Genomic DNA, 22,588 nt, shown 5'->3' with positions numbered 1-22,588 from the left:
GATCCAGCACGACCCCATCGAAGGAGTACACCCATGCCTCGTCAGCTCCGCGCCGGCCAGCGCGCCGAACTCTATGTCATCGACGTCAGGACCCGGCAGCTGACGCTGCGGCTGACATCGACCGACCTGCTCTTCGAAGCGCCCAACTGGAGCCCCGACGGCAGGTGGCTGGTGGTCAACGGCGACGGCGGCCTCTATCGCCTGCCGGTGGAGGGGGGTGAGCTCGAGCCGATCGACCTTGGCGGGATCGCACCGATCAACAACGATCACGTGCTCAGCCCGGACGGCGAGACGGCCTACGTGTCGAGCGACGACGGACACATCTACGCGGTACAGATCGGCACAGGCGTCGCGCGGAGGGTGACCAACGACCACGGCAGCCGCTTCCACCACTACCTCCACGGCGTCTCCCCCGACGGCGAGACGCTCGCATACATCGGGCTTCAGGTCGTAGGCGAAGGCATGCTCAGGACCAATGTCTTCACGATCCCTTCGGGCGGAGGAACCGACCACCAGCTGACGGACGACGACTTCCCCGACGACGGCGCGGAGTTCTCGCCGGACGGCGAATGGATCTACTTCAACTCGGAGCGGGCGTCGACGACGGGAGGTCACGCCCAGCTGTTCCGCATCCCCGTCTCGGGTGGAGAACCGGAACAGCTCACGGGCGACGAACGCGTGAACTGGTTCCCGCATCCGTCGCCCGATGGCCGGTTGATCGCCTACGTGAGCTTCCCGCCCGGAACCGTCGGCCACCCGGCCGACCGGGAGGTGATCGTCCGCCTCAAGGACGGCGACTCGGTCGTCGACCTCGCGCACGTCTTCGGTGGTCAGGGGACGATGAACGTGCCGAGCTGGGACCCGGAAGGCAATCGGTTCGCATTCGTCGCCTATCCTCTCGAGGCCGGCACCGTGGTCGAGTCCGCTACCGTCGGCGGATGACCGCTATGCCGCCGACGATGACCACGGCGGCGGTCAGCGCGGCGAAGACGAGCATCGTCGCGGCGAGCGGAGCGAACAGCGTCGCTATGCCGATACCGAGCACCGGGACGATGAGGCCCGCGTAACCGAACAGGAAGAGCCCGGCGAGCGCTTCGCCGCGGAACTGCGGCTCGACCAGCCTCGAACCCTCGAGGAGGGCGTTCTTGAACAGCACGCCGCCGCCACCGCCGGCGAGGACAGCGCCGACCATGAAGGGGATGAGCGACGACGATGAAACGCCCAGGGCCAGGCTCGCCAGCCCCAGCACCATCGCGACGATCCCGGTCGTGACTTGGGTCTTCAGCGTGGCCGAGCGGACCACCAGCTGCGTCCCGACGGCCGAACCGAAGGTCAGGAAGACGACGAGCCCGCCGATGGCCTTCGACGTGACCCCGAGGTCGCCGGCGACGAACGCGGGAGCCACCGAGGTGACGAGCGCGAAGAACGAGAAGCTGCCGAACGCGATTGCGCCCGCGGCGAAGTACCCCGCCCGCGCGTTGCGGGGAACACGGATGCGCTGAGGGCGGTAGGCGGTCCGCTCGCTCGGCCGTTCCACGGTCTCGGGCACGAAGGCGATGCCGACCGCGGCGAGCGCGAGCAGCACGAGGAACACGACGAAGGGCGTGACCAGGGGCTGGCCGACGAACTGCGCGAGGATGCCGGCGACGATCGCCCCCAGGGCGAACCCGCCGAGGTTGGCCGCCGTTGAGACGACGTCCGAGCGGGTGCGATCACTCTCGGGGTGAGCCCGACGGTGCAGGTCGAAGATGTAGGCGGTCGCCGTCGCGGAGATCATCCCGATGCCGAGCCCGGAGATGACCCGGTCGACGATGAGTCCGGGAAGCGTGTTCCAGACGATGAAGAGCACGGCGGCGACCAGCTCGAGGACGATCGCAGGGAGGAGGATCGTGCGCCGCCCGACGCGGTCGCTGAGATGGCCGGCGAGGAAGAGGCTTGCCAGGACCCCGACGGCGTAGGCGGCGAAGGCCACGGTCACGGCGAACGTCGAGAAGGCATCGCGGGATTGGTACAGGGTCCAGAGAGGGGTCGGTACAACGGAGAACGCCATCGCGATGAGGAAAGCGAAGGCGACTACCCAGAACCCGGTGCGATGCGTGAGCCGACCGCGGGACGGTGCCGCCACGCGGACGATGGGGATGGTGCTCGTGGACTGTGACATGCAACCAGTCTGCGAGCCGCGATCGATCGCGTCCAACGGTTTGTTGCGATACCAGCGATCGTTCCCTGCGATGATAAGGACATGGAGATCCGCCACCTCACGGTGTTCCTCGCGGTTGCCGAAGAACGCAACTTCACACGCGCATCCAACCGCCTGCACACGACGCAGTCGGCGGTGTCGGCGACGATTCACGCTCTCGAGGTCGAGCTGGGGACCGAACTCTTCGACCGGTCGGCCCGGCAGGTCCGGGTGACCGATGCCGGCCTCGCGCTCGTTCCGAAAGCCCGCTCGGTGCTCGATGCCGTGGCCGACGCCAAGGATGGGGTGGATGCGGTCAAGGGAACCGTGACCGGCACGGTGTCGGTCGGCTTCATGACGTCGGTCACGCTGGTGGACATCCCCCGGCTGCTCGGCGGATACGCTGACCGATATCCGGACGTGCGCGTGTCCCTGCGCGCGTCTGAGCGCGGTACCGCCGGACTCGCCGAACTGCTGTCGTCGGGCGAACTCGACATCGCCTTCCTCGCCGACTCGGCCAGCCCGCCGACGGACACCCGCATGATCGAACTCGACTCGTCACCCCTGCTGCTTGCCGTGACCCCCGACCACCGCCTGGCGCAGCGCACATCGATCGAGCTCGCGGACCTCGCCGGTGAGACGTTCATCGACCTGCCGCTCGGGTTCGGGACACGGTCGATAGTCGACCTGGCCTTTGCCAACGCCGGGCTTCAGCGCGACGTCCGATTCGAAACCGTGGACATCGCGGCCGCCGCGGGGCTGGCGCGCAACGGGCTCGGCGTCGCCTTCCTGCCCGAATTCGTGGCGGCGGAACCAGGTCTTCGCGCGCTGACCGTGCGGGGAGAAGATCTCCGGCTCACCGTGTCGGTCGCGATCTCCGAGTCGCGTCGCCTCTCCCGCGCCGCGCAGCTCCTGTGGGATCTGGCGATCACTTCCCCATAGGCTCCGGTCAGCGGCCAATCGCTGTGACTGAATCGTGATGGACCGGGCGGTCTACCGGATGCACGCGGGCGCATAATTGCGTCATCACGGGAGATCCGGGGGACCAGATGCGTGGTTCACGACGATTCGTCGCCGGCGAGGGCGCGATCATGCTGCTCACTGCGCTCCTCGCCGGATGCTCTGCCGGGCCCGGGTTCGCGCCGCCTTCGCCTGCGGGGCTCATGGCGTCGGACCCGCCGCCGACCCCGAGTCCGAGCCCGGCGCCCGCACCCACACCCGCACCGACGCCCACGGCCAGTGCAAGCGACCCGTCGTCATGGGTCATCGACTTCGACGGCGTCGGCCCGGCGAAGCTCGGAGTGCAGCTCGCTGTCGATCGCGCGACGCTCGCGCACCTCACCGACGAGTCGCAGGCGTCGTGCCCGATCGCCGTCTACGGAAGCGAGGCGGCACCCACGATCATCCTCGTGCCCGATGCGTCCGGCATGGTCACCGCAATCGACGTCTTCGGCCACCTCTGGGGAAGCTCCAACACGGACTTCCGTGCAACGCCGCGGACGGCCTCCGGTATCGGCGCCGACTCGACCCTCGCCCAGCTTCTCATCGCGTATCCGACCATCCAGAAGACCGGGCGGTACTCGTTCCTCGACTATTACGGGATCACCAACGGCTCAGGGCGGTGGATCGTCTTCGCGGTCGACACCGACACCGGAGACGTCTGGGGAATTCAGGTCGGACCTTCGGCGGGGATGCCCAGCGAGTTGTGCGGGTGACGAGCTAGGCGTCGGCAGGCCGAGACCCTCGATACGGAGTGGTGCAGGAAGCAGACGATGTTTGCTATCTAACGAGCGTCAGATAGCGTGTCAAGCTGGCGCATAAGCTCTCATCATGGCAATCCCTCAGCTGAGCATCCAGACCGTGACCATTCCCGTAGCCGACCAGGACCGCGCGCTCGCGTTCTACCGCGACGTGCTCGGCTTCGAGGTCAGGGCCGACACAACGTTCGGCGAGGACCGCTGGCTCACGGTCGCGCCGGCCGGCAGCGCGGTCGATTTCACACTGCATCCGCCGGTCCGATCCACTCCCGGATGGCAGCAGGGCCTCGTGCTGCACACTGACGACATCGATGGTGTGATCGCAGCGCTCCGGGCGGCGGGCGTCGAGGTCGCAGCCGCGGAGAGACAGGGCTGGGGCCGTCAGACGCAATTCGGCGACCCCGACGGCAACGGGTTCGTCCTGCTCCAGCAGGGCTGACGCACCCGCTGAAACGGTGTGACATGGATGCGTCGGGCTGGGACGAGCGGTACCGCGCCTTCGCCGAGCGCGGCGGCATCTGGGCGGTCGAGCCACCACGGGTCATCCGCGAGATCGTCGAGGCCTTCTCGCCCGGCACCGCGCTCGACGTTGCCACAGGTGACGGCCGCACAGCAGTGTGGCTGGCGCGACGCGGGTGGACGACGACAGGCATCGACTTCTCGCGTGCCGGCCTCGACCTGGCCAGGGCCCGACCGGGAGCCGATGGCGTCACGTGGGTCGAAGGCGACGTCCGAACGGCGTCGCCACGTGGGCTGTACGACCTGGTCGTCGTCGCGTACCTGCACCTCGCGGACAATGAATCCGTCCTCAGGCGGATCGCGGGATGGGTGGCGCCGGGCGGCCATCTGGTCGTCGTCGGCCACGATGTCGAGAACATCGCCACCGGTGGCCACGGCCCCTCCGATCCCGAACTGCTGTACACGCCCGAGCTGTTGCGCGCTGCCGTCGAGCCGGTCCTGACCGTCACGCGGTGCGAGCGACTGCGGCGCGGGGACGACGACGCCGAACTCCGCGGCGGCGCGGGAGGCCTGGCTGTGGATGCGGTGCTCATCGCTACCCGGCAGCAAAGAGCGTAGCGGGCACGCGCATCCTGAATCGCCGTCAGCCGGCGTGCGCGATGGTCTGGAGCCCGATCACGACCGCGCCGAGCGCGACCAGTGAGCCGAGGGCGAGCACCCGCTGGAGCGGGCGCAGCCCCGCACGGTGGACAGCGAGGTACGCGATCACTACCAGCGTTGCAAGGTAGACGATGGATGCAGTGCGGAGCGCAGCCTCGAGCGTGAAGACACCCAGCGCGGCCAGACCGACGAGGGCACCCGGCACCACCACGGTACTGAGTGCACCCCCCGCCACTCGAAGCATCTGACGGTGTTCCCGGCCGTTCGGGTAAGCCCGGTGCACCGCGAGGTGGGCGATGATGTCACTCAGGTAGCCCGCGGTCGTGATCCCGAGCACGCCGATGACGAGGGCGTAGAGAGAATGAAGGGCGTCACGGTTCCCCGTATCGTTCAGCAGGACGAGGACGATGGCCAGCCCGGTGAAAGTGGCGTAGACGCGCTCCTTCAGGTACGACGCGTCGCGGGCCTCCGCTGCGTCGGCGGAGTCGTCCGTTTCTCTATCGGCGTCATCGGCGCTCATGCAGCAACGCTAGCGACCGGACGGGAGCTGGTCGAGGTGAGTGCAGTCTGAGAGTCGGCGACCGGGGCGTCAGACTGTCGGCATTTGGGGGTACCGTTGCGCACAGTCGATAGGAGAATCCAGTGTCGGTTTCGACCGGGCATGGCGGCGCGGACACCGCCGAAAGCAACAAGCCGGGCCCACCCCACGGACGCGGCCGGGGTTCGCGAGCCCTCGTGGTCATGTCCATCGCGGCGCTCGGCGTCGTCTTCGGCGACATCGGCACCAGCCCGCTGTACGCGTTGAAGACGGTCTTCCTCCTCGACGGCGGCGCCGTGCGAGCGAACGAGGGCGACGTGTTCGGAGTGATCTCGTTGATGTTCTGGAGCATCACGATCATCGTGTCGATCAAATACCTCGGCATCCTGATGCGCGCCGACAACGACGGCGAGGGCGGTGTGATGGCCCTGGCCGCGCTCGCACAGCGCCTGTACGCCAAGCGCGCCAATCGGGCCGGGATGCTCCTGGTGATCGGAATCGTCGGAGTGTCACTGTTCTACGGGGACTCGATCATCACGCCGGCGATCAGTGTTCTCTCGGCGGTCGAAGGTCTGCAGGTCACGGTGCCGGCGGTCGCACACCTGATCGTCCCCATCTCCGCAGTGATCCTGATCATCCTCTTCGCCGTCCAGCGCTTCGGAACGGGAAAGGTCGGCGTACTCTTCGGCCCGGTGATGGTGCTGTGGTTCGTCGTGCTCGCCGCGGCCGGACTCGGCATGGTGATCCAATACCCCTCGGTGCTGCTCGGCCTGTCGCCGACCTACGCAGTCGTCTTCATCGTCCAGCATCCGGCGATCTCGTTCATCGCGCTGGGAGCCGTGGTCCTCGTGATCACCGGAGCTGAGGCCCTCTACGCCGACATGGGACATTTCGGGCGGTCGCCCATCCGTCGGGCCTGGTTCTTCCTGGTCTTCCCCGCGCTCACGATCAATTACCTGGGCCAGGCGGCGCTCATCCTGCATCATCCCGCTGCGAAAGCCAATCCGTTCTTCCTGCTGATTCCGGAGTGGGGGCGGCTTCCGGTCGTGATCCTCGCGACCGTGGCCACCGTGATCGCGAGCCAGGCAGTCATCTCCGGCGCGTTCTCGCTCACGCGACAGGCGGTGCAGCTCGGCCTGCTCCCGCCACTCACCATCCGGCAGACCTCGAAACGCGAAGGCGGCCAGATCTACCTGCCTGCCGTCAACGCGCTGCTGTTCATCGGCGTCATGACGGTGATGCTCGCCTTCGGGTCATCCGAACGCCTGTCGACGGCCTACGGTATCTCCGTGACCGGAGCGCTCGTCGTCGACACGTTGCTGCTCGTGCTCGTCGCACGGCCGCTCTGGCAGTGGGCGCCCTGGAAGATCGCGGCGGCGGCCATCGTGTTCGGTGGCCTCGAGCTCGCCTTCCTGGCCGGCAACCTCCCCAAGATCCTGAACGGCGGGTGGGTGCCCCTTCTCATCGCGGCAGCGGTCATCACGGTCATGACGACCTGGCGCCGGGGTCGGCAGCTCGTGCAGGAGGATCGGAAGACGAAGGAAGGCTCCCTCGCCGAGTTCATCGAGGATGTCCGCGCTCAAAACCTGCCGAGGGTGCCCGGGATAGGGATCTTCCCGCATCCGAACAAGGACAGCACACCGCTCGCCCTCCGCGCCAACGTGAAACACAACCACGTCCTTCACGAGCACGTCATCATCGTCTCGATCACGACGGCGCCTGTGCCCCATGTGCCGACGTGGGAGGCGTACGCCTACGACGACCTCGGCTACGTCGACGACGGCATCGAACACCTGACCATCCGGTTCGGGTTCTCAGATGAGCCGGACATCCCGCGAGCACTCCGTGCCGCGTGCTATGTCGGCGTCCTCCCGCTGGATGCAGACGACTTCAAAGAGGCGTCCTACTTCATCTCCCGCGGGGCGATCCGGACAACGAAGAAGACCGGGATGGTCCGGTGGCGCCGATCGTTGTTCATCGCGCTCGCGCACAACGCGGCGGATCCCGCCGCACGCTTCGGGCTGCCGGCGCTGCGCACGGTCACGATGGGCAGCGACGTCGAGATCTGACGGCGGCCGTCGGCACCCGCGCGTCTGCGACCTGGCAGTCGTGGCTGTTATGCGCGCTCGCGGAACGACCACACGTGTCAACTCGCCGCCGCCAGGTGGCCTCAGGGAGATCGAGGGAACGACTGGCGCGCGCCGAGAACGATGATCAACCCGACCAGCACCAGTGCCGCGCCGGTGAAGGGCAGCCAGCCGAGGCCGGGGCCCGCCAGGACGGCAGCCCCGATCGCCGCTCCCCCGCCGATGCCGATGTTCGCCGTCGCGTTCACAAGTGCGCCGATCACTTCGGGAGTCGCACCCCGGGTGCGGATCGCCGCCGTCTGGAACACGGAGGCCACACCGCCGAAGCCCGCACCCCACACCGCCGAAGCCACCAGTACGCCTCCCAGCGCCGGGAACGTCACCCCGAGCGCGATCAGCCCGACGATCACGACACTGAGCAGCAGGACGACCGTCGCCCTTGGGCGATGATCGAGGTTCGATCCAGCAAACCACAGACCGGCGAGGCCGACCGCGCCGACACCGAGCAGGACAGGGCCGACGCCGGCCGGCGGGAGACCCGACGCAAGCAGGAGGACGGAGACGAAAGTGTAGACCGTGAACTGTCCGAGATAGACGACCGCGTTCGTCGTCGAGACGACGGCCAGGCGCATCCGGCGTGACCCCGCTCCCTCGCCTTTGTGATCCGTGCCACCGCCCGGCACTGCCGGCAGGAGCAGAGCCACGATCACCACGGTGAGGGCGCACACGACCGCGAGTACTCCGAACGCTGCGCGCCAGCCCAGCGCCGTACCGAGCGAAGTCGACAAGGGCACGCCCAGCACGAAGCCCGCGGATGCGCCGGCCGTTACGAGAGCGAGGGCGCGGCCCGTGAAGGCCGGCTGGACCAGACGCGAGGCGTACCCGATGCTCACCGAGAAGAACAGCGCATGCGCGATTCCCCCGAACGCACGCCCGGCCGCGAGCACGGCGAAGTTCGGCGCCACCGCGACGACGAGATTGCTCAGCGTGTACGCGACGAGTGTGGCCAGCAGCAGGCCCTTGCGGGAGAACCGCGCGGTCGACAGAGTCAATGGCAGCGCAAGCGCGGCGACCATGAACGCGTACACCGTCACGAGGAGGCCCGTAATCGAATCGGACACCCCGACCTCGGCGCCGATCGCCGGCAGGAGGCCGACCGGAAGCATCTCCGTCGTGACAGCGAGGAAGGTCGCGACGGTCAGCGCGGCGAGACCCCCGGCCGCAGCGCGCACGGTTCCGGTCCGCCAGACCGGCGCGATAGGCATGAGGCGATGCTAGCCGGTTACCGCGCCGGCCCGTCGGCCCCACCGGCTATACGCGCTTATGCGGAGATGTAGCCTGCCGACGAGCTGTCACCCACGAGGCGGTAGTAGCTCGATGCTCCCGCGCGGCGTGCCTTGACCCAGGATCTCTCGAACCTTGAGCCTGCGGCTTCGTAGCCGACGACGATCTCGTCGACCGACGCGGCGTCGCCCACGACGAGCCGGAACGGCTCGCCGAGCCCGCCGGGTTCGAGCACGGCGATACTGCTTTCGGAGGCGGACGGCGCGGCATTCTGCCGCAGTTGCTCGGCGGTCAGTCGAAGCACTGTCCTCTCGTCGCGTGATACCTCGGGAAGAGTCGTGTTGTTCATCGTGTCGCTCCAAAATAACTAAACATTTATTTTTATCGTAGCATCATATGATCACAGGGGAAAGCAGGGAGAAACAGATGGCGAAGCGCTATGACCGTGCCGAAAGCGCCCGGCTCCTGCTCGAGGCGAGCGCGATCGAATTCGCCCAGCACGGGATCGGCGGCGCCCGCGTCGACAAGATCGCCGATCGCGCCGGCGTCAACAAGGCGTCGATCTACACCTACTTCGGCAAGAAGGACGATCTCTTCGCTGCGCTCCTCCAGGAGAAGCTCGGCGAGCTCGCAGAGCACGTGCCCATCAGCTCCGACGAGATCCCCGCATACGCCGGTCACCTGTTCGACTTCCTCTGCGACAACCCCGAGATCGTGCGCCTCTTCGAGCAGGAGGGAATGCACTACGACCCGCAGGACGTTCCCGGGTTCGAGGAGCGCGCCGCCTACTTCCATCACCGGGTGGAAATAGTGCAAGGCGCCCTGGCATCGAATGGTGACGGTGCGGCGGTCTTCTTCAGTGTCATTGCAATGTCGTACTGGTTCATCGCGGCGCCCCAGATGGTGCGGATGATCTTCGGTGACATCGCGCCCGAAGCGGCCCGCAGCCGGTACCGTGCCCAGGTCGTCGCCAACGCCGCAGCGATCATCCGGGCGGCCGGGGAAGACCACTCCTGACCAGGGTCATCAGCGCTGCGGCCGCCGGAGAGCGCGGAGGGATGTCGGGTCGCCAGACGGCCACCAGTGGTCGCACGATGCGGAGGTCGCGGAGTCTGACCTTCACCAGCGAGCCATCTGTGAGCTGATCGCGGACGGCGAGGATGCTCAGCACGGCTGGTGCCGCGCCGGAGGCGGCGGTCGAGCGTATCGCCGTGGTGGTCGACAGTTCGATCGCTGGCTCGGCTGGTGTGTGACCGGCGCTTGCGACGGCCTGTTCGAACGCGAGCCGGGTGCCGGAACCCCGCTCGCGCGCGATGAGGGCCGTCGCGGCGAGTTCACCGACCGTGACCCCCGACCGGCGGCGTGCCCACGGGTGCGATGAACCGACGACGATGACGAGTTCGTCCGTGGCGAAGGTCACCTGCTCGAGATCGTCGGGGATCTCCGGCGTCTCGATGAATCCGAGGTCGGCCGAGCCGGCCCGGATCAGCTCGGCGACTGTGGCACTGTTCGCCGCCACGAGCTCGATTCGGACGGATGGCTGGGCCGCTCGCAATGCGACGAGCCAGCCCGGTGCGAGATGTTCGGCGATGGTCATGCTGGCAGCGATCCGGATGTGCGTCTCCGAGGTCGCACGGAGCGCTCGCGTGACCGACGCGAATCGGTCGGCCTCCGCCAGCAGGGGTGCGGCCCATTCTGCGACGAGCACGCCTTCGTCGGTCAGCCGGGTGCCGCGCGGGGTCCGGTCCAGGAGCCGGACGCCCAGGTGAGACTCGAGGGCGGCCATCCGTGAGGACACGGCCTGCTGCGACACGCCTGCCTCCCGTGCGACCGCGGAGAGGGCGCCGACTGCGGCCACCCGCACGAGCAGGCGAAGGCTCTCGAGATCGATCTCTGCCTGCATCGGCGCCTCCAGGCACAAGCAACGGTTGTAGGCCCCCAAGGTTAGCCCAATTGTCGGGGCCGCGGACGCCAGCGAGCCTTGAATACATGGATGCACACACTGTGGTCGCTGCGAGCCCGCGCTCGCTGCGCCAACCTTTCCTGCGGGAGCTCACACAGTCGAAGCAAGTCGTTTCGAACATCACGCCGAATTGGTTCGCCTCGGTGATGGGCACCGGCATCGTCGCGAACGCGGCAGCAACGCTGCCCGTGTTCGCGCCGGCCCTCCGGATTCCCGCAACACTCGTCTGGATGCTCGCCGCGCTCCTCCTCGTCGGGCTCGTGGCGGCCACCGCGGCGCACTGGATCTGGTACCCGCAGGCGGCGCGCTCGCACCACAGGAACCCGGTGATGGCACACTTCTACGGCGCCCCGCCGATGGCGTTGCTCACCGTCGGAGCCGGGACCCTGCTGCTCGGAAAAGACGTCATCGGGCTGCCGGCCGCGGTCATGGTCGACGCTGCGCTCTGGGGTGCGGGAACACTGTTGGGACTGTTCAGTGCAGTGGCCGTCCCTTACCTGACCTTCACCCGGCTCGTCGTCGCAGACGATTCGGCTTTCGGCGGCTGGCTGATGCCGATCGTGCCGCCGATGGTGTCGGCCGCCACCGGCGCGCTGCTTCTTCCGTACATCCCGGCCGGGCAGGCGCGGCTGACGATGATGCTCGCCTGCTATGCGATGTTCGGGCTGAGCCTGGTGGCATCGGTGGTCGTGATCACACTCATCTGGGCCCGCCTCGCTCGCCACAAGGTCGGCGCCTCCGCGGCCGTACCGACTCTCTGGATCGTGCTCGGGCCGCTCGGTCAGTCGATCACGGCAGCCAACCTGCTGGGAGGCAACGCCCATCAGGTCGTGCAGGCGCCGTGGGCAACCGCCCTGCAGATGTTCGGCGTGGTCTACGGCGTGCCCGTGCTCGGATTCGCCCTCTTGTGGGCCGCGCTCGCTGCAGCGATCACGGTACGAACGGCACGCGAATCGCTGCCGTTCTCGCTGACCTGGTGGTCGTTCACGTTCCCCGTCGGCACCTGCGTCACCGGCTTGTCCGGGCTGGCACTCCACACCGGGTCCGTGGTGCTTCAGGGCATGGCGGTCGCGGCGTTCGCGGGTCTCCTGGCCGCCTGGCTCATCGTGGCCATCCGCACCTTCCATGGAAGCGTCATCCGCGGAACGCTCCTCGCGCCCCCGAGTGCCGTAGCGGCTCGTGACTAGCCGATAAGAGCTCCAGCGCAGTGGATGCCCGGACGACCAGCCGCGTCGGGAGCGTCTCGAGACCGGACTGGACGTCGCCGTCGATCGCCGCGAACAGGCGCCGCGCGGCCTGGACCTCGGAGGGGCTTCGCTCCGCGTCGACATCGACTAGCCGGCTCCGGAGCTGCGGCGACTATCTACGACCCCGGGCGCTCGCTCTGCACGCGGCGAAGGAACGACTCGAGCACCCCGGCTAGCTCTTCGACCTGCTCTGCGGTCAGGTGATCGAAGAGCACTGATCGCGCACGATCGACCTGGACCGGATACGCCCGGGCCACAACAGCCCGGCCCTGCTTGGTCACCTTCGCGACCGCGCTGCGGGCGTCTGTCTCGTCTCGGGTTCGATCCGCGTACCCTCGACGTTCGAGGTCGGCGACGACACGAGTGGTCCGGGACGGAGACAGACCGGCCGCGTTCGCGAGGTCACCCATCCTGCGGCGACCATCCTCTCCCTCGGACAGGACGAGAAGGATCGCGAACTCGGACAGTGTGAGACCTGAAGCTCGCAGGTCCTCATCAAGCAGCCGCGGAAGTGTCCCGTTCAGCCGCATCAGCGAACGCCACAACCGGTCTTCGTTCATGTTGAAATCGCGCACATCCCACAATATATCTTGCTCGTGCAAGCAATATCGGCGATAAGAAGGCGGGGCCCCACATCTCCCCTTGCGGTCACGACCGTCGTCATCAGCCCGGCCACCGCATCCCTGCCCGCGACAGTACCGACGGTACCGCCATGCCACGCCATGTCCTCGGTGAAGTACTCCCCGGCTCGGTCGCCGTTGTGCCTGTTCAGCACGTCGTCCATGAAGTCCAGTACAACCTTCCCAGAGCCCATTTCGACTCCCTTCTTCGTTTTGTTTCTCGGACCAACGACGTCAGACCAGAACAAGTTGCTTGCGCGCGCAAGCATATCTTGTTTCGACCGGATGGCGAGCATCCGCCGGCACCGCCATAGTGGGGGTCTTGACCGCGGCACTTGTTTTTTGCAAGTGTTGTCATCGTCCACCGATCGAAACCTACGAGAGGGACCACGATGACTGCGATGTTCGTCAACCTGCCGGCGACCGACCTGGAGCGCTCGAAGGCGTTCTACACGGCGATCGGCTTCACCCTCAATTCGGCGATGTCGGACCACAACGGCGCCTGCATCGTCGTCGAACAGGACCACAGCTACCTCATGATCCTGACGCGTGAGTATTTCCAGACGTTCACCGAGCTTCCACTCGGCGACCCCGCCGTGAGCCCGTCGGTGTCCACGGCCATCTTCCTCGACAGCCGGGACGACGTCGACAAAACCGTGACCGACGGCATCGCAGCCGGAGGCGTGGAACCGCACCCCGCGACGGACTACGGATTCATGTACCAACGCCAGCTCAACGACCCCGACGGCAACATCCTCGAGTTCGGCTGGTTCGACCCGTCCGCCGCCATGCCGGCCGCGGAGACCCTCGCCGACCAAGAGGTCTGAGGGGTTGGCCGCACGCGAATACGGGCAGTATTCGGGCGTGACGCAGGCGCTCGAACTCGTTGGCGAACGCTGGGCCATGCTCATCGTGCGCGACCTGCTCGTCGGGCCGCGCCGTTACGGCGAGTTGGCCGCAGGGCTCCCCCGGATCCCGACCAACATCCTGGCGGCGCGGCTCAAAGAGCTGCAGGCAGCGGGGGTGCTGCGGCGAGCGCCGCACTCGCGCATCATCGTCTACGAGCTGACGCCCTACGGCCGCGAGCTCGAGCCGATCGTGCTCGCTCTCGGAGCCTGGGGCTTCAAGGCGCTCGCCGATCCGCGAGATGAGCAGATCATCACACCGGATTCGATGACAATCGATCTCCGCGCTGCGTTCCGGCCGGAGGTGGCCTCGCGCCTGCCCGCCACTGCATACGCGGGCCGTTTCGGGCAAGCCGAGCTTCTCATCCGCGTCGACGGCACCGTGCTCGACGTGCAACGCGGCGACGGGCCGGCCGACCTGGCGTTCGCGACGGGGCCGGGCATCCGCCGACTCATCACCGGCGAGCTCGCTCCCGACCGCGCGATCTCGACCGGGATCGTCGAAGTGCTCGGAGGGCACCGGAACCTTCTGGGCCGCTTCGCGAACACCTTCCACCTGGCCGCCTGACCGAGTGCGGGCAGAGTCCAGGAGCGACTAACGGCGGGTGAGCTGGAAGACCGGGATACGGCGATCGGTCTTGTCGAGGTATCCACCGAACTGCGGCTCCTCGGCCACGATCGCGTCGTACGCTTCGCGCCACTCATCGGCCCCGACCTCGGTCGCGAGCACCGGCACCGTCACGACCTCTCCATCCACAAGGGCCTCGATCTCGATCGACGGATGTGCTCGCAGGTTGTGGTACCACGCGGGGTTCTCGGGCGAGCCGCCTTTCGACGCGACCACGCGCCATCCGGTCTCGTCCCGGAACCCGACGACCGGATTCAGGCGCGGCTCGCCGGACTTGGCCCCGATCGTGTGCAAGATCACCAGCTTCGGCCCCCAGTAGTTCTTGGTGCCCTTGCTTTCGCGGAACGTCTTGATGACGTCGTCATTCCAACCCATGGGCTCATTAACGCACGGGCGGCTCGGATCCTTCCGGAGCCGCCCTGCGCCACGGCCGCCGTGGCGGTCAGCCGCCTGATTCCGTCTTCCAGAGGATGTTCCGGATCGGACCCTGCTGAGCAAGCGACTCGATGAAGTCGCAGGACTCGCGGACAAGCTGCTCGAGAACCGGCAGCTCGATATCGCTGAGCCGCTTGATGTAGATGCAGTATCCGGTTCCGGTGTGTTTACCCAATCGAGCCAGCAGCTCCGCGTGCCGCGCCGTGCCGTCCATCAGGTACACGGTGATCTTGCCTTTGCGCGGATAGAAGCCGATCGTGTGGCCGTCGCCTTCGCGCCCGCTGTCGTACGTGTAGTGATACGTGCCGAACCCGAGCGTGCCGACGTTCCAGAGTTTCGGCTCGTGCCCACTGATCCGCATCATCATGTCGATCAGCGTCGCGCTGTCTTCCGCGGTCTGCTCATCGAGGGACGCGAGGTAGTCGTTCACTGCCCTGTCGCTGTAGGCCGTCACCCTGTCATTCTGCTCCCATGCGGTCGGCTTCGTCGCTGCCGGAAGCCCAATAAACGCTCCTTCGCTGTCTCGTCTACAGTGCGGTCGGCTCCGACAAGGCCAGGATCCGGCAGGCGTTGTCGGAGTAGACGGCGGCGAGCGCCGGCAGGTCAAGACCGAGGGCAGAGACAGTCCATCGTCCCTGCGGAGGAATCGACTCCTCCGGCGCGTAGTCGAACGCCTCGTCCTCCGTCTCGAGGAAGCGGAAGTAGAGCGCGTAGGCCTCGGTGGAGGCGGGGTAGATGTCGGTACCGAACAACACGCGCTCCGGGTATCGCCTCGCCAGGGCGGCGAACCTGCGCGGCTGCCGGCCGATCTCGGCCATCCGGCCGCCCATGTCCACATGGAAGTTGTCGGCGCGTTCGAAGAGACGCTCGACCCAGTCCAGATCTTCGCCTACGCAACCGATGTGAGCACCGATGTACGTCGTTCCCGGTGTCGCGATCACGAGCGTCGCCAACCCGTCGACGAGTCGGTCGAAGGTCGGGTAGACGTCGGTATCGCCGAACCACCAGTCGCGCTGGCCGCGCAACTCGTCGATGCGCTCGTTGGTCTCGTCAAGGGGCGCGAAGAACGCCTTCGGATCGGCGACGTGGATGAGGACCGGCAGCCCCACGCGACCCGCATGTTCCAGCACCCGGATGACGCGGGGATCATCGGGCAGGATCAGGGCACCGTCGGCGTCCCGCACCGACAAACCGAGATTCTTCCAGACCTTCACACCACGCGCCCCGCGGCGCTTGCTGTCGTCGAGGGATGCAATCAGCTGGTCGGCACCGTCGGGTTCTGCGAGCTTCTCCCACTCGAGCCGGCAGAACGTCGCGAACCGGCCGGGGTAGGCGGCGTCGTATCGTTCGATGTTCTCGCTGAGCTCATCCCCCCACATCCCGTCGAGGTTGACGATGGTCCGCACATTCGCTTGGTCCATGATGCTGATCAGCCGCGACACGTCGTCGAACATCCACTCGCCGTCATTCAGCGACCGGCCGAGGTGGTTGTGCACGTCGACGGACGGCACTGCACTGCGCGGGACATTCGTCACCGGAAGACTCAGTTGCGCCCGTGGCGTCCAGGACTTCAGGTGCAGGGCGTCGAGTTCGTCCCAGTTGATTTCTGTCACGCGTGTTCTCCCTTTCGGCCATTGATGCCACTCGAAGCTTGATGCCACCGGAGGCGATTCGGCCATACTGATCGGTCGCGGTCAAAACGTGCAAGAAATGAGGCCAAACGGTCAGCCCGACTGATCGAGGCTGTGAAATCACCCGGATCGGGCTATTCCCCACCTGTCTGGGCCAGTGCATTGTTATCCGTATGAGCGGCTCACAGGAATCGGGCGGGAGCGGCTGGGTTGCATTCGCTGTCGTTCTGCTGGTGGTCGACGGCATCTTCAACCTTCTGCAAGCGGTCATCGCCTTCTTCACTCCGGCCGGCTACTACGAAGTGAGCCGCGGCGGCCTGTTCTTGATGAGCCTCAACGGCTACGGCTGGTCGAACCTCATCATCGGGCTGCTGCTCATCGCGACAGCCGGCGGGGTCCGTGCGGGCTACGGTTGGGCGCGATCGATCGCCGTCGTCATCGCGACAGTCAGCGCGATCGAACAGCTGTTCCTCGTACCCGCCCAGCCCTGGTGGTCGGTCATCGTGATCTCTGTCGACGTACTGATCATCTACGGCCTGATCGTCCACGGAAGGGAAGTGCCGGAGTAGGCACTAAGTACGGTCGTGGCCGACCTGTCCCATAAGCATCAGCGGACTGGCCGGATCAAGAGCACCTACGCGGAATCCTTTGTCGCGTCCGTCCGTTCCGATCCGGCATGTTCGTCGGTCACCGCCCAGCTGGAAAGGAGCTTGAGGGCATCCGCTGTCGGCGAGCCGGGGGGTGCGCTGTAGGCGATGAGCTGGAGACCGCGCTCGGACGAGAGGTCCATCGCCTCGTACTGAAGATCGAGGTCGCCGACCACCGGGTGGGTGATGCTCTTGATCCCGGTGCGGTGTTCACGAACATCGTGGGACGCCCACAGGGTCCGGAACCGGTTGCTGCGCGTTGAGAGTTCACCGACAAGGTCGCTGAGGATACGGTCATCCGGCGAGCGCCCTGCCTCGCTTCGGAGCAGAGCGACGGTCTGGTAGGCCGCGTCGTCCCAGTCGGGGTAGAAGGCCTCGGCGCGGGGGTCGAGGAACACGAACCGGCCGAAGTTCGCCGGTCGCTGCGGCTGCACGTAAAGCTCGGAGAAGACGGCGAGGCCGAGTCTGTTCGTCGCGAGAATGTCCAGGCGCCCGTTTTGGACGAAGACGGGAACATCGGCCATCGCGTCGATGAGCTGCTGGATGCTCGGACGGACCTGCTGTGTCTTCGGGCGGCCTCGCCTGCGTTGCGGATGCACGCCCTCGTTGGCGGCACGCACCAGATCGTAGAGGTGGGATCGTTCGGCGTCGTCGAGCCGGAGGGCGCGGCTGATGCCCTCGAGCACCGCTTCCGAGACACCCTTCGCGTTGCCGCGTTCGAAGCGGACGTAGTACTCGACGCTCATCCCGGCAAGCAGAGCCACTTCTTCCCGCCGGAGGCCGGGCACGCGTCGGCGTCCGCCGAAGTTCGGCAGGCCGGCCTGCTCTGGAGTGAGCCTGGCCCGTCTGCTGGTCAGGAACTCCCGAATGTCGTTCGGAGTGTCCATGCCCCGAATCTACGACACCGTCCGCAGGTGAGGGAGTCACTGGCATTAACCGGATCGGTGGGGACTCCCTGCCGCCCGGAAAGCAACATTGACTGTCAGTCATGACAGAAAACAATGTGTGGTTCATTACCGGTGCCGGCCGAGGCCTCGGCATCGACATCGCCCAGGCCGCCCTCGCCGCCGGACACTCCGTCGTCGCGACCGGCCGTGACCCGAAGAAGGTGGTCGACGCGATCGGTGAGCACGAGAACCTGCTGGTCGTCGCTCTCGACATCACCGACCCGTCCGCCACTGAGGCTGCCGTGCAGACTGCCGTCGACCGCTTCGGCCGGATCGACGTGCTGGTGAACAACGCCGGAAACTTCTACGCCGGCTATTTCGAGAACATCAGCCCGGAGCAATTCCGCGCCCAGATGGAGACGAACTTCTTCGGTCCCACCAACGTCACCCGGGCGATCCTGCCAGTGATGCGCAAGCAGCGCTCGGGCCAGGTCATCACCGTCACCTCGGCTGCCGGCCTCATGGGCCAGGAGTTCGTCGCTGCCTACGCCGCATCGAAATTCGCCCTCGAAGGATGGATGGAGTCGCTGCGGTACGACGTCGAACGCTTCGGCATCTCGACGATGGCGGTCGAGCCCGGCTTCTTCCGTACCGAGCTGTTAGTCGAGGGTTCGTCGACGATCTGGCCGGAGCTGGATATCGAGGACTATGCCGAACTCACTGCGCAGACCATCGAGGCGTGGAAGGGCATGAACGGGCAGCAGGGCGGCGACCCGAAGAAACTCGCCCAGGCACTTGTCACGCTCTCCGACTCCGGAAAGCTGCCGCTGCGATTCGTGGCCGGCGCCGACGTCATGGAGCGCGTCGAGCAGAACCTCGCCACCGTTCAGGGCCAGATCGACGCACACCGCGAGCTGTCCGCTTCGCTCGCCTTCGGTGCTCCACCTGTCCGATCTGCGCGCAGAGCCGACAACGCCCTCAGCATCGACGCCTAGAATCGCGGCATGCAGTTGGACGCCGGCGAGATCTTCGGTAGTCGACGCGTCGCGTCCTGCCGCGGCGTCGACCAGGCCCGCCGGGCCCTCACCGCCATCTTTCTACCCGTCGACTTCCCTGCGGCGCGCGCCTCCAGCATCATCGACATGAAACTCAACGCCCTGAAGGTGGGCCGCCTCATGTGCGGCTACATGCGCTTTCAGGGTGCCGTGCGCCTCGAAACGGCGGAGGCCGAGAATTACCACATCGACATCCCGACCAGCGGTCGGGCGACAATGCGTGCAGGTCTCGGCTCGCGGATCTACGGAACGCCGCAGACGGCAGGGATCTTCATGCCGGGACGTCCGGTAACGATCGACTCCGGACAACGATTTGCTCAGCTTTCCCTGATGATCCCCCGCCACCAGCTACAGCTCGAAGTGGAGAACCTGCTCGGCGACGGCCGTGTTCGTCCGCTCGAATTCAGCGCAGAACTGGATCTCACGACGCCGGGAGCGCAGCTGATGATGCAGACCCTGCGGATGATCGACGACGCCTCGAAGCTGGAGGGCGGCCCACTTGCACATCCGTTGGCGAAGCAGCGGCTGGAACAGCTTCTGATTCACTGCCTTCTTTTCGCGCAGAGGCACAACCACTCGGCCGCGCTGGCCCGTCCGTCGCCTGCCACCGGAGTGCGGCCCGTCTCGCGCGCCGTTGAGCTCTTGCTCGGCAACCCTGCGCATCCGTGGACCGTGACTGAACTGGCCGCAGAGGTGTCGCTGAGCGTGCGTAGTTTGCAGGACGGATTCCGCCGGTCGCTCGATACGACGCCGATGGCATACCTGCGGCGGCACAGACTCGAAAAGGTACATGATGAACTGGCCGCGGCCGAACCCGGCTCGGTGAGGGTGACTGAGGTCGCCGCGCGCTGGGGCTTCGTCCATCTCGGGAGATTCGCAGCGGCCTACCGCAGCGAGTTCGGTGAGCGTCCGTCCGACACCATTCGGCCGGCAGCTCGCGCACACCGTCGAGCGCAGAGAACTTAGCGCTCCGTAATCGACTCCGCCATGTGCAGGATCCGGTGAACCTTTCCGGAGGCTCCCGAATCCGCAGCCAGGTATTCCAAACCCAATTCGATCAAGGCGAGGCGCGCTCGAAGAACAGACGGGCGCGATACTCCGGTCAGCTGAGCAAGCTGCTCGTGACTCAGAATCGTGATCCCGTTGGCTCCGGCCCCTGAGGCCTCAGCACGTACGATGGCGAGAAAGGTCGCCGGCTCGATTCCCTTCGCGGCCAGGATGTGCCGTGCGCTCAGGCGCTCGAGAGCACGATCGACCGCGGCGATCCAGGCGCCAGGGTCGCTGAAGTGTGAATCTGTCATGTCAGCTGCCCGACCGGAGGAAGCGAACGATTCTGCCTCGCAGCCGTTGCCGTGGCGGCGCTCGGAAGGGCTCACTTCGAGTAACGTCTTCGTCGTCCCGCGGAGCGGTCACGAACGCGACGAAGTCACAACGCGTACAACCGACCAGATGCCGATGCACTGCCAGCCCCACACCGTAAAAGGGATTGGCGACGACTCGGGCGCGGGCACCGCATCGCGGACACCACACTGGCCGCTTCCAAATGTTGGACTCATCTATCTGACGTGATGCATGGTTGTCGTGCCTCATGTGCTGCCGCCTTCGGGATGGTTCGACGCCTGCGGTCGCACCGAACGGTGCGGCGGGGTCACGGCGCCCCTCCCCACCCGAAGGAGAGGGGCGCCGGTCGACGTCGGCCCGGGATCTCGACGACGTCTATCCGGCCAGCGCGGACGGCCGTCCGATCTGCGCGAGGCCCGCCTTGACCCGACTCAACGTTCTCGTCGAGCGCCGACGCACTCGACCGTCCCGCGCTTAGCGCAGATTGTCGCGCAGGGCCGCCTGGGCGCGGATGGCGACGTGCAGGTTGAGCCGTGAATCAGGGTCGGTGAGGTCGCGGCCGCTCAGCTCGCGAATGCGGCTGAGCCGGTACCGCAGAGTGCTCCGGTGGATGATGAGCGCATCAGCCGTGCGATCGTAATTGCCGCCAGATTCCAGGTACGCGCCGAGTGTGCGCACCATTTCGGAATGGTGATCGCGATCGTATTCGACCAGCGCACCGAGCCACTCGGACACGTAGCGTTCGAGCTGAACTCCGTCACCCGATGTGTCGAGGATGCGCAGCAGGCCGAGGTCGTCGTGGTTCGACATTCCGTATGGTCGACGCGATTCCGCACGGATGTGCAGGGCCCGACTCGCCTCCGAGAAGGAGTGGGCCAAGTCTTCGGAAGTGGCGCTTCCCCCGACGCCGATGGTGCCCCGCGTGCTGGCCATCACGACGGACAACCGCTCGTGGAGATCCGAGAGGTCGTGGCCGTCGACGACTATTGCAAGCATCGCGTCCGGTCGCCGTGAGATCAGGGCCGGCACACGCATGGCCGCGAGTTCGTGGCGTACTGCAGCGCCGATGTCGACGCCGCTCGGCGTCGGGTACTCCCAGGAGATGAGCACAACCCGTTGCGAACCGCTGAGATCGAAATGGAGCGCCTCGGCGCGGGCGAGAGTGTCGACGATACCGGCACCGGCGACGAGGTCGTCTGCGAGGTCGCGACCCAGCCGGATCTCGACCTCCGCGACATTGCGGTGGTGGGCGAGCTCGACGGCGATGATCGCGCTTGCGTATTCGACAGCGAATCGATCATCTTCGCTGCGGATGTCATCGGGATCGAAGATGCCGATCACACCGAGTGTCTCCCGGTGGGAGCGGATGACGGTCGACCGCCATTCCGCGCTCAGCAATACGGCAGGCGAGACCTGGATGTCGGGCACGAGCATTCTCGACGGCGACGTGGCGCCGCGCACGCCCGTGAAGGCCCGTTCGTTGCCGAAGCTGTCCTGCAGCACGACCGACCTCCGCGTTATCGCGCTCAGCGCCTCGACGATCTCCACCTCACCGTTGCCGGTGCCGGCCGCGGCGACGATGGAGTCACGGATGGCCTGGTGGGCGTTCAGGCGCACGATCGTAGCAGCCATCGTCCGGTTCGAGCCCGACTGCGCTTCATAGAGCAGCCGAAGCTCGCGGGCCTGCCGCCGCTCTCGCGTCAGGAGTTCTGCCGTCGCCAGCGCGGCCCCCGTCGGCTCCGCCAGCGCGTTGAGCAGGAACATCTCGTCGCCGGAAGGTTCCGCGGCAGCCTGGAGTACGAATGCACCCCTCACCTTGCCGGTCTCTCGGAAGAAGAGCGCATACCGCCAGGGACCGCCGTTCTCCAGCACACCGTTCGTCCCCGCCCGCGCCTCCACCAGCAGGTCGAGACGGTGGTTCGCCTTCCCCGAATATCGGATGAGCCGACCCTCGGCGGTGACATACACCGCGGAAACACTGCATCCGGCGATGGCCTTGACTGAAGCACCGGCGAGACGCAGGGTTTCGCGTGTGGTCGGGTGCTCCAACATCTTCGAGCCCACCTTGAAGACGTCGAACAGACTCGACTTCGTTTCAGCATCGAGGTCGGCCCGGGCGACAAGGTCTAGGTTGCTCGATGCGCGCATCATCATGGACTCCGCGTTCTCACGCTAGCCCTTTCCGGTTGAGCCCGACAGTGCAAAGCCCTGTATTTCTTTCGCCCTACTGGGCCGAAGAACCGGCGACGCCACAGGCGCACACTC

General features: G+C 66.5%; 26 protein-coding genes. 13 read left to right on the top strand and 13 right to left on the bottom strand.

What is annotated here, in order from left to right; all coding sequences use genetic code 11:
- Window positions 1–33: 33 nt before the first annotated feature.
- Window positions 34–942: a TolB family protein gene (locus tag G3T36_RS07585; RefSeq protein ID WP_163288906.1), complete on the top strand. Its 909-nt coding sequence runs from the start codon at window positions 34–36 to the stop codon at window positions 940–942.
- On the opposite strand, the gene G3T36_RS07580 is transcribed toward G3T36_RS07585, so the two are convergent.
- Window positions 926–2,161: an MFS transporter gene (locus G3T36_RS07580; RefSeq protein ID WP_205245023.1), complete on the bottom strand. Its 1,236-nt coding sequence runs from the start codon at window positions 2,159–2,161 to the stop codon at window positions 926–928. The genes G3T36_RS07585 and G3T36_RS07580 overlap by 17 nt on opposite strands.
- Window positions 2,162–2,242: 81 nt before the next feature.
- Here G3T36_RS07580 and G3T36_RS07575 point away from each other — a divergent pair, with 81 nt between their 5' ends.
- The 4 genes from G3T36_RS07575 to G3T36_RS07560 all read left to right on the top strand — a co-directional run bounded on the left by G3T36_RS07575 (window position 2,243) and on the right by G3T36_RS07560 (window position 5,013).
- Complete coding sequence (locus G3T36_RS07575; RefSeq protein ID WP_163288905.1) at window positions 2,243–3,121, top strand: LysR family transcriptional regulator; 879 nt, start codon at window positions 2,243–2,245, stop codon at window positions 3,119–3,121.
- Between the two features lie 107 nt (window positions 3,122–3,228).
- Complete coding sequence (locus tag G3T36_RS07570; protein ID WP_163288904.1) at window positions 3,229–3,894, top strand: hypothetical protein; 666 nt, start codon at window positions 3,229–3,231, stop codon at window positions 3,892–3,894.
- Window positions 3,895–4,009: 115 nt separating this feature from the next.
- Window positions 4,010–4,375, top strand: a complete 366-nt coding sequence (locus G3T36_RS07565; protein ID WP_163288903.1) for a VOC family protein — start codon at window positions 4,010–4,012, stop codon at window positions 4,373–4,375.
- 23 nt (window positions 4,376–4,398) lie between these two features.
- Entirely contained in the window at window positions 4,399–5,013 is a 615-nt protein-coding gene (locus tag G3T36_RS07560; RefSeq protein WP_163288902.1) for a class I SAM-dependent methyltransferase, read from the top strand.
- Between the two features lie 25 nt (window positions 5,014–5,038).
- Here G3T36_RS07560 and G3T36_RS07555 read toward each other — a convergent pair whose 3' ends face one another.
- On the bottom strand, window positions 5,039–5,575 hold the full coding sequence (locus tag G3T36_RS07555; RefSeq protein WP_163288901.1) for a hypothetical protein: 537 nt from the start codon (window positions 5,573–5,575) through the stop codon (window positions 5,039–5,041).
- 122 nt (window positions 5,576–5,697) lie between these two features.
- Between G3T36_RS07555 and G3T36_RS07550 the strand changes: the two genes are divergently transcribed.
- Window positions 5,698–7,662 (top strand): potassium transporter Kup, encoded by a 1,965-nt coding sequence (locus G3T36_RS07550; protein ID WP_338031495.1) that lies wholly within the window; start codon window positions 5,698–5,700, stop codon window positions 7,660–7,662.
- A gap of 101 nt (window positions 7,663–7,763) precedes the next feature.
- On the opposite strand, the gene G3T36_RS07545 is transcribed toward G3T36_RS07550, so the two are convergent.
- Window positions 7,764–8,945, bottom strand: a complete 1,182-nt coding sequence (locus G3T36_RS07545; protein ID WP_163288900.1) for an MFS transporter — start codon at window positions 8,943–8,945, stop codon at window positions 7,764–7,766.
- A 56-nt stretch (window positions 8,946–9,001) separates the two neighbouring features.
- The gene (locus tag G3T36_RS07540) at window positions 9,002–9,313 is read right to left on the bottom strand and encodes a hypothetical protein (protein ID WP_163288899.1); all 312 of its coding nucleotides are present in this window, start codon (window positions 9,311–9,313) and stop codon (window positions 9,002–9,004) included.
- A gap of 77 nt (window positions 9,314–9,390) precedes the next feature.
- On the opposite strand from G3T36_RS07540, the gene G3T36_RS07535 reads away from it, so the two are divergent.
- Window positions 9,391–9,981 carry a TetR/AcrR family transcriptional regulator gene (locus G3T36_RS07535; RefSeq protein WP_163288898.1) on the top strand — a complete coding sequence of 197 codons (591 nt, stop codon included), beginning with the start codon at window positions 9,391–9,393 and terminating at the stop codon, window positions 9,979–9,981.
- Here G3T36_RS07535 and G3T36_RS07530 read toward each other — a convergent pair.
- The gene (locus G3T36_RS07530; RefSeq protein WP_163288897.1) at window positions 9,950–10,867 is read right to left on the bottom strand and encodes a LysR substrate-binding domain-containing protein; all 918 of its coding nucleotides are present in this window, start codon (window positions 10,865–10,867) and stop codon (window positions 9,950–9,952) included. The genes G3T36_RS07535 and G3T36_RS07530 overlap by 32 nt on opposite strands.
- 86 nt (window positions 10,868–10,953) lie before the next feature.
- Here G3T36_RS07530 and G3T36_RS07525 point away from each other — a divergent pair, with 86 nt between their 5' ends.
- A complete protein-coding gene (locus tag G3T36_RS07525) occupies window positions 10,954–12,114 on the top strand; it encodes a TDT family transporter (RefSeq protein WP_163288896.1) in 1,161 nt (386 codons plus the stop codon).
- A gap of 176 nt (window positions 12,115–12,290) precedes the next feature.
- Here G3T36_RS07525 and G3T36_RS07520 read toward each other — a convergent pair whose 3' ends face one another.
- Together G3T36_RS07520 and G3T36_RS07515 are read right to left on the bottom strand one after the other, a co-directional pair.
- Entirely contained in the window at window positions 12,291–12,749 is a 459-nt protein-coding gene (locus G3T36_RS07520; protein WP_163288895.1) for a MarR family transcriptional regulator, read from the bottom strand.
- On the bottom strand, window positions 12,731–13,090 hold the full coding sequence (locus tag G3T36_RS07515) for a nuclear transport factor 2 family protein (RefSeq protein ID WP_163288894.1): 360 nt from the start codon (window positions 13,088–13,090) through the stop codon (window positions 12,731–12,733). The genes G3T36_RS07520 and G3T36_RS07515 overlap by 19 nt, the downstream gene beginning before the upstream one ends.
- 96 nt (window positions 13,091–13,186) lie before the next feature.
- Between G3T36_RS07515 and G3T36_RS07510 the strand changes: the two genes are divergently transcribed.
- Entirely contained in the window at window positions 13,187–13,621 is a 435-nt protein-coding gene (locus tag G3T36_RS07510; RefSeq protein WP_163288893.1) for a VOC family protein, read from the top strand.
- A gap of 4 nt (window positions 13,622–13,625) precedes the next feature.
- Window positions 13,626–14,267, top strand: a complete 642-nt coding sequence (locus G3T36_RS07505; protein WP_163288892.1) for a winged helix-turn-helix transcriptional regulator — start codon at window positions 13,626–13,628, stop codon at window positions 14,265–14,267.
- Between the two features lie 27 nt (window positions 14,268–14,294).
- On the opposite strand, the gene G3T36_RS07500 is transcribed toward G3T36_RS07505, so the two are convergent.
- The 3 genes from G3T36_RS07500 to G3T36_RS07490 form a co-directional block, all read right to left on the bottom strand.
- Window positions 14,295–14,702 (bottom strand): nitroreductase/quinone reductase family protein, encoded by a 408-nt coding sequence (locus G3T36_RS07500; RefSeq protein ID WP_163288891.1) that lies wholly within the window; start codon window positions 14,700–14,702, stop codon window positions 14,295–14,297.
- Window positions 14,703–14,769: 67 nt separating this feature from the next.
- On the bottom strand, window positions 14,770–15,216 hold the full coding sequence (locus G3T36_RS07495) for a DUF1801 domain-containing protein (RefSeq protein ID WP_338031494.1): 447 nt from the start codon (window positions 15,214–15,216) through the stop codon (window positions 14,770–14,772).
- 73 nt (window positions 15,217–15,289) lie between these two features.
- Entirely contained in the window at window positions 15,290–16,375 is a 1,086-nt protein-coding gene (locus G3T36_RS07490; RefSeq protein ID WP_338031493.1) for an amidohydrolase family protein, read from the bottom strand.
- 191 nt (window positions 16,376–16,566) lie between these two features.
- Here G3T36_RS07490 and G3T36_RS07485 point away from each other — a divergent pair, with 191 nt between their 5' ends.
- Window positions 16,567–16,962 (top strand): DUF7144 family membrane protein, encoded by a 396-nt coding sequence (locus tag G3T36_RS07485; RefSeq protein WP_163288889.1) that lies wholly within the window; start codon window positions 16,567–16,569, stop codon window positions 16,960–16,962.
- A 65-nt stretch (window positions 16,963–17,027) separates the two neighbouring features.
- On the opposite strand, the gene G3T36_RS07480 is transcribed toward G3T36_RS07485, so the two are convergent.
- Window positions 17,028–17,927 carry a helix-turn-helix transcriptional regulator gene (locus G3T36_RS07480; protein WP_163288888.1) on the bottom strand — a complete coding sequence of 300 codons (900 nt, stop codon included), beginning with the start codon at window positions 17,925–17,927 and terminating at the stop codon, window positions 17,028–17,030.
- A gap of 101 nt (window positions 17,928–18,028) precedes the next feature.
- Here G3T36_RS07480 and G3T36_RS07475 point away from each other — a divergent pair, with 101 nt between their 5' ends.
- Together G3T36_RS07475 and G3T36_RS07470 are read left to right on the top strand one after the other, a co-directional pair.
- Entirely contained in the window at window positions 18,029–18,922 is an 894-nt protein-coding gene (locus G3T36_RS07475; RefSeq protein ID WP_163288887.1) for an SDR family NAD(P)-dependent oxidoreductase, read from the top strand.
- A 9-nt stretch (window positions 18,923–18,931) separates the two neighbouring features.
- Window positions 18,932–19,948, top strand: coding sequence for an AraC family transcriptional regulator (locus G3T36_RS07470; RefSeq protein ID WP_163288886.1), 1,017 nt, complete (start codon window positions 18,932–18,934; stop codon window positions 19,946–19,948).
- Here G3T36_RS07470 and G3T36_RS07465 read toward each other — a convergent pair.
- The gene (locus tag G3T36_RS07465) at window positions 19,945–20,283 is read right to left on the bottom strand and encodes a hypothetical protein (RefSeq protein ID WP_163288885.1); all 339 of its coding nucleotides are present in this window, start codon (window positions 20,281–20,283) and stop codon (window positions 19,945–19,947) included. The two genes, G3T36_RS07470 and G3T36_RS07465, sit on opposite strands and share 4 nt — an antisense overlap.
- Window positions 20,284–20,797: 514 nt before the next feature.
- Window positions 20,798–22,477 carry a PucR family transcriptional regulator gene (locus tag G3T36_RS07460; RefSeq protein WP_240148266.1) on the bottom strand — a complete coding sequence of 560 codons (1,680 nt, stop codon included), beginning with the start codon at window positions 22,475–22,477 and terminating at the stop codon, window positions 20,798–20,800.
- Window positions 22,478–22,588 lie beyond the last annotated feature (111 nt).

Source organism: Leifsonia tongyongensis, from assembly GCF_010686705.1.
GTDB classification, from domain to species: domain Bacteria; phylum Actinomycetota; class Actinomycetes; order Actinomycetales; family Microbacteriaceae; genus Diaminobutyricibacter; species Diaminobutyricibacter tongyongensis.
Note: the sequence above shows the minus strand (reverse complement) of the source record. Positions and strands in the feature narration are given on the sequence as shown.